The sequence below is a fragment of the Streptomyces cahuitamycinicus genome (assembly GCF_002891435.1).
In the GTDB taxonomy this organism is placed as follows: domain Bacteria; phylum Actinomycetota; class Actinomycetes; order Streptomycetales; family Streptomycetaceae; genus Streptomyces; species Streptomyces cahuitamycinicus.
This window is the reverse complement of sequence record NZ_POUC01000470.1, coordinates 1-5,736: the sequence shown is the minus strand read 5'-3', so window position 1 is coordinate 5,736 and position 5,736 is coordinate 1. Positions and strand designations below refer to the sequence as shown.

Annotated in this window: 4 protein-coding genes; 3 read left to right on the top strand and 1 reads right to left on the bottom strand. The window is 73.2% G+C overall.

Annotated features, from left to right (window positions below):
- The coding region (locus C1J00_RS36925; protein ID WP_146046327.1) for an AMP-binding protein at window positions 1-762 on the top strand (762 nt) is incomplete at its 5' end.
- Here the strand turns inward: C1J00_RS36925 and C1J00_RS36920 are convergent.
- On the bottom strand, window positions 752-1,678 hold the full coding sequence (locus C1J00_RS36920) for an SMP-30/gluconolactonase/LRE family protein (protein ID WP_102913289.1): 927 nt from the start codon (window positions 1,676-1,678) through the stop codon (window positions 752-754). The genes C1J00_RS36925 and C1J00_RS36920 overlap by 11 nt on opposite strands.
- 321 nt (window positions 1,679-1,999) lie before the next feature.
- On the opposite strand from C1J00_RS36920, the gene afsR reads away from it, so the two are divergent.
- Complete coding sequence (gene afsR, locus C1J00_RS36915) at window positions 2,000-5,134, top strand: SARP-family global regulator AfsR (RefSeq protein ID WP_245936645.1); 3,135 nt, start codon at window positions 2,000-2,002, stop codon at window positions 5,132-5,134.
- Window positions 5,135-5,351: 217 nt separating this feature from the next.
- Window positions 5,352-5,528, top strand: coding sequence for a hypothetical protein (locus tag C1J00_RS45670; protein ID WP_158756538.1), 177 nt, complete (start codon window positions 5,352-5,354; stop codon window positions 5,526-5,528).
- The last annotated feature ends 208 nt before the right edge of the window (window positions 5,529-5,736 follow it).

Genomic DNA, 5,736 nt, shown 5'->3' with positions numbered 1-5,736 from the left:
ACCCTCCTCCAGTCCCTCCTGGACCACCCCCAACGGGACGCCCACGACCTGACGGCCCTGCGCCTGGTGGTGACGGGAGCGGCGGTCGTGCCGCTGCGCCTGGTGGAGCGGCTGCGCGCCGAACTCGGCATCGGCACGGTCCTCACCGCCTACGGTCTCTCCGAAGCGAGCGGTGTCGTCACGATGTGCCGGCGCGGCGACGACCCGACGGTGATCGCGTCCACGTCGGGCCGGGCCATCCCCGGCACGTGGGTGCGGGTCGTGGACCCCGAGGGCCGGCCCCTGGCACCCGGCCTGCCGGGCGAGGTCCTGGTGCGCGGCTTCCACGTCATGAGCGGCTACTACGAGGACGAGCGGGCCACCGCCCAGGTGCTGTCGGAGGACGGCTGGCTGCGCACCGGCGATGTCGGAGTCCTGGACGACGCGGGCAACCTGCGCATCACCGACCGCCTCAAGGACATGTTCATCGTCGGCGGCTTCAACGCCTACCCCGCCGAGATAGAGCAGCTCCTGGGCCTCCACCCGGACGTGGCGGACGTGGCGGTGATCGGCGTCCCGGACGCCCGGCTCGGGGAGGTCGGCAGGGCCTACGTCGTACGGCGCCCGGGCGCCCTGCTGACCGCCGACGACCTGATCGCCTGGTCCCGCAGGGAGATGGCCAACTACAAGGTCCCGAGGACCGTCCGGTTCGTCGCGGAACTGCCGCGCAACGCGAGCGGCAAGGTCCTGAAGGGCGCGCTGCGGGATCCGGTCACCGGCTGATCGGCAGGGCCGGGGTGCCGGTGACCGACATCATCAAGGAGTACAGGGTGGTGTCGGCGGCGATGAACAGCCGGTTGCGCCGGGCGCCGCCGAAGCGGACGTTGGCGACGGTGCCGGGCACCAGGATGCGGCCGATGAGCGTGCCGTCGGGGTCGTAGCAGTGCACGCCCCCGGCCAGGGCGGCGGCCCACAGCCGCCCCTCGTCGTCGAACCGGATGTTGTCGAAGTTGCCGTTCCCGCACGTGGCGAAGACATCGCCGCCGGAGAGGGCCGTCCCGTCCTCGCGGACGTCGAAGACGCGGATGTGGTTGGCGACGCTGTCGGACACGTACAGCCGCCGCTCGTCCGGCGAGAAGACCAGCCCGTTGGGCCCCTGGAACCCGTCGGCGACCAGCCGGACCTCGCCGCTCCCGGGGTCGACGCGGTAGACGTTGCGGGCACCGATCTCGCTCTCGGCGCGATGTCCCTCGTAGTCGGTGGCGATCCCGAACTCGGGGTCGGAGAACCACACCGAGCCGTCCGACCTCACGACGGCGTCGTTCGGGCTGTTGAGCCGCTTGCCCCGGAACCGCTCGGCGATCACCGTGACCGACCCGTCGTGCTCGGTCCGGGTCACCCGCCGGTTGCCCTGCTCGCAGGTGATGAGACGGCCCTGGCCGTCCAGGGTGCTGCCGTTCGGGTACCCGGCGGGGGAGCGGAACACCCCGACGGCCCCGGTGGTCTCGTCCCACCGCAGCAGCCGGTCGTTCGGGATGTCGCTCCACACGAGGTACCGCCCGGCGGGCACGTACACGGGCCCCTCGGCCCACCGGCACCCCTCGTACAACGTCTCCAGCCGCGAATCCCCCGCCTGGCACCGCCCCGTCCGGAACCGCTCGTCGAGGGTCTCGTACAGATGGGGCTGCTCGCCGGGCATGAGGGCCGCCTTCGGTTCGGGATGCCGGTCTACGGACCCACTATGGCGCGACGTCCCCGGGCGCGTCCCGGCGACACCACCCGTCGACCGGAGCATCCGGGCGGCCCGCTCCCCTCATGACCTGGGCACGGCACCGCGTCGTCCTGCCCAAACGCTCCGGCTCCCCCTCGTGAGCGGCCTTCGGCCACCCATGTGCGGAGAGAGTGTGCAGACCTCATGGACCCCCGTGTGCCGCTCTGTGATCGGTGTCTCCCACGGCTGACGTATCCGCCGTCAACAAGGCAAACTGGCTTGGTTGCTCAGGATGTCTAGGGGGACTGCATGGACGGTGTGCCGAACGGTGTACCGCGCGTACCGGAGCAGCGGCGTCTCGACTCCACTCCGTCATCGCCGGAGTCGCCGTCATCGCCGGAGCCGGCGGTGACGGTCGAGCCGGCGGTGACTGCCGAGTCGGAGGGCTCGGCTGAACCGGCGGGGTCCGGCGAGTCGGAGGGGACGACTGAGCCAGAGGGGCCGGCCGAGTCCGCGACCCTGCGCTTCAGTGTGCTCGGCCCCGTGCGCGCCTGGCGCGGTGACGAGCCGGTCGCCACCGGATCCCCCCAGCAACGCGCCCTGCTCGCCGCCCTGCTGCTGCGCGAGGGCCGGACGGCCACGGCGGCGGAACTGATCGACGCCCTGTGGGGCGACGAATCGCCCTCGCAGGCGCTGGCGGCGGTACGGACGTACGCCTCCCGCCTGCGCAAGGTGCTGGACCAGGGCGGCGAGGCACGCCGGCCGGGCGGCACCGCCGCCGTCCTGGTCAGCGAGTCCGGCGGCTACGCGGTCCGCGGTCTCGCCGAGGGCGCCCTGGACCTCACCATCGCCCAGGACCTGGCGACCGAGGCGGAGAAGGCCCGCTCCGCCGGCGACCTCTGCCACGCCCGCGACACCCTGCGCCGCGCCCTCGCCCGGTGGGACGGGGAGGCCCTGGCGGGAGTGCCCGGCCCGTACGCGGAGGCCCAGCGGGTGCGGCTGGAGGAGTGGCGGCTGCAACTCCTCGAATCCCGCCTGGACATGGACCTGGAGCAGGGCTGCCACGCCGAGGCCGTCTCCGAGCTCACGGCCCTCACCGCGGCCCATCCGCTGCGCGAGCGGCTGCGCGAGCTCCTGATGCTGGCGCTCTACCGCAGCGGCCGCCAGGCCGAGGCGCTGGCCGTGTACGCAGACACCCGCCGTCTGCTCGCCGACGAACTCGGCGTAGACCCGCGCCCCGGCCTGAGCGAGCTGCAGCAGCGGATCCTCCAGGCGGACCCGGGTCTGGCGGAACCCTCCTCCCCGGCTCCCGAGCCGGCCGCCGTTCCGGTTCGCCCGGCACAACTGCCCGCGACCGTGCCGGACTTCACCGGCCGTAGCGCCTTCGTCCGCGAACTCGGCGACATCCTCGCCTCCGCCGAGGGCCGGGTCATGGCGGTCTCGGCCCTGGCCGGCATCGGCGGAGTCGGCAAGACGACCCTCGCGGTGCACGTGGCCCATCAGGCGCGCACGGCGTTCCCGGACGGGCAGCTGTACGTCGACCTGCAGGGCGCGGGCGCCCGGGCGGCGGAGCCGGAGACGGTCCTGGGCTCCTTCCTGCGCGCCCTCGGCACGGCCGACTCGGCGATCCCCGACTCCCTGGAGGAGCGCGCGGCCCTCTACCGCTCGGTCCTGGCCGGGCGGCGGGTGCTGGTCCTGCTCGACAACGCCCGGGACGCCGCCCAGGTGCGCCCCCTGCTGCCCGGTACGGACGGCTGCGCCGCGCTGGTCACCTCACGGGTGCGGATGGTGGACCTGGCGGGCGCGCACCTGATCGACCTGGACGTGATGTCCCCGGACGAGGCGCTGGCACTGTTCACGAAGATCGTGGGCGAGGAGCGGGTGGCGTCCGAGCGGAAGGCCGCCCTGGACGTGGTGGCGGCCTGCGGCTTCCTCCCGCTGGCCATCCGCATCGCGGCCTCCCGCCTGGCGGCCCGCCGCACCTGGACGGTGTCGGTCCTCGCGGCGAAGCTCGCCGACGAGCGCCGCCGCCTGGACGAGCTCCAGGCCGGTGACCTGGCCGTCAAGGCCACCTTCGAGCTCGGCTACGGCCAGCTGGAGCCCGCCCAGGCCCGTGCGTTCCGCCTGCTCGGCCTGGCGGACGGCCCCGACATCTCCCTCGCCGCCGCGGCGGCGGTCCTGGACCTCCCGGCCGAGGACACGGAGGACCTGCTGGAGTCCCTCGTGGACACCTCCCTCCTCGAATCGGCGGCCCCCGGCCGCTACCGCTTCCACGATCTGGTGCGGCTCTACGCGCGTGCCTGCGCCGAAAGGGACGAACTGCCCCCGAGTGAGAGGGGGTCGGCGCTGTCCCGCCTGCTGGACTTCTACCTGGCCTCCGCGGCGGGCGTGTACGCGATCGAGCGCCCGGGGGACCGGCTGGTGGATCATCTGGAGCCCACCTCGTACCCGGGGCTGCGGTTCGGCGACCGGCACGCGGCGCAGGACTGGCTGTACGCGGAGGCCATCTGCCTCCTCGCATGTGTACGGCAGTCCGCAGGGCGGCCGGAGACCCTCCCCCGGGCGATCGACATGCTGTGGGCCGCGCACGATCTCTCCGAGTCGGGGGCCAACTCCAAGGAGTACGAGGCGACGGCCGAGGCGCTCGTCGGCGCCGCCCGCTCGCACGGCCTCGGACGGGCGGAAGCACGAGCGCTGATGACGCTCGTCAACGTCCACCATGTGAGAGGCCGTTTCGAACGGGCCGAGGAGGAGGCGGAACGGGTCATCCTCCTCGCGCAGGAGTCCGACGACCTGCTTCCCGTCTGCTGGGCGCGCAACGCCCGCGGCATCATCGCGCTGTACCAGAACCGCCACACGGACGGCGAGGAGCACCTCTCCCGGGCCATCGAGCACTTCCGTGCCCTGGGCGACCGCCCGGGCGAGGCCGCCGCCCTCTGCAACCTCTCCCGGATCCATCTGGCGACCGGGCGGACCCAGAGTGCGGTCGCGCTGGCCCAGGAGGGCATCGACATCTACGACGCCATGGGCAACTCGATGCGCGGGGCGAACGCCCGCTACGCCCTCGGGCTCGCCCTCACCCAGAGCGGCGAACTGGGCGACGCGACCGCCCGGCTCCAGGAGGCCGTGGAGGTCTTCCGCGACAGCAGGCAGCGCCTCTGGGAGGGCATGAGCCTCTTCCGGCTGGCCGAGGTGGATCTCGCCGCCCGGCGCGCGGCACGGGCAGCCGCCAACGCCGAGATGGCGCTCACCGTGCTGCGCGGGATCGGCGGGGAGTGGCGGCGGGGCAATGTCCTCACGGTGCTCGGGCGCGCGCTCAGCGGCATCGGCCAGACCGGCCGGGCTCAGGTCTGCTGGCAGGAAGCGGCCGGGATCTACGAGGAGCTGGGCTCACCGGAGGCGGCAGAGGTGCGTGCGCTGCTGTCCCCGGTACGGGCGGCCTGAGCAACGGTCGGGGCGTTCATCATTCGTTTATCCCGCCACGTCATCATGGACGCAGTCGATCCGTCGCGTCGGGGGGCAGACGGGTCACCGCACGGGCCTCGCTCCGAATCGTTCGGGGCGAGCGGCCCGGGTGGGCCTGCCCGGCCACCCTCGGGGGAGTGACCGGGCGGGCCCGCCGACCTCACTGCCTGTTCCATGCCAAGGGGAGTTGACGACCATGGGCGACGAGCTCAAGCCGCAGGACCTGCACGCCACGGACGAGCCGCTGGAGACCAAGGACCTGCACGCCACGGACGAGGGCGCCGTCAAGAAGCAGGACCTGCACGCCACCGACGAGCCGCTGGAGACCAAGGACCTGCACGCGACGTCGGAGCCTTTCAAGCCGACGAAGTAGTCCACCACCACACGGGGTTCGGCCGCGGCGGCGCGGAGGGGGAGCCGTCGCGGCCGAGGTGTGTCCGCAACCCGTCGGCACCGGACCCGTCCGTGCGGGCTCGTCCTGCGCCGGTTCGTACCCGCCGGTTCGTAGTCCTGGTGGAAGCAGCCCTGCTGATCGGCCGACAGGCAGGGGACGGCGGTCGCATGAACTACCCCTGCCCTCC

Coding starts and splice junctions, on each gene's coding strand:
- C1J00_RS45670 (WP_158756538.1), top strand. CDS start 5,352: ATGGGCGACGAGCTCAAGCCGCAGGACCTGCACGCCACGGACGAGCCG.
- afsR (WP_245936645.1), top strand. CDS start 2,000: ATGGACGGTGTGCCGAACGGTGTACCGCGCGTACCGGAGCAGCGGCGT.
- C1J00_RS36920 (WP_102913289.1), bottom strand. CDS start 1,678: ATGCCCGGCGAGCAGCCCCATCTGTACGAGACCCTCGACGAGCGGTTC.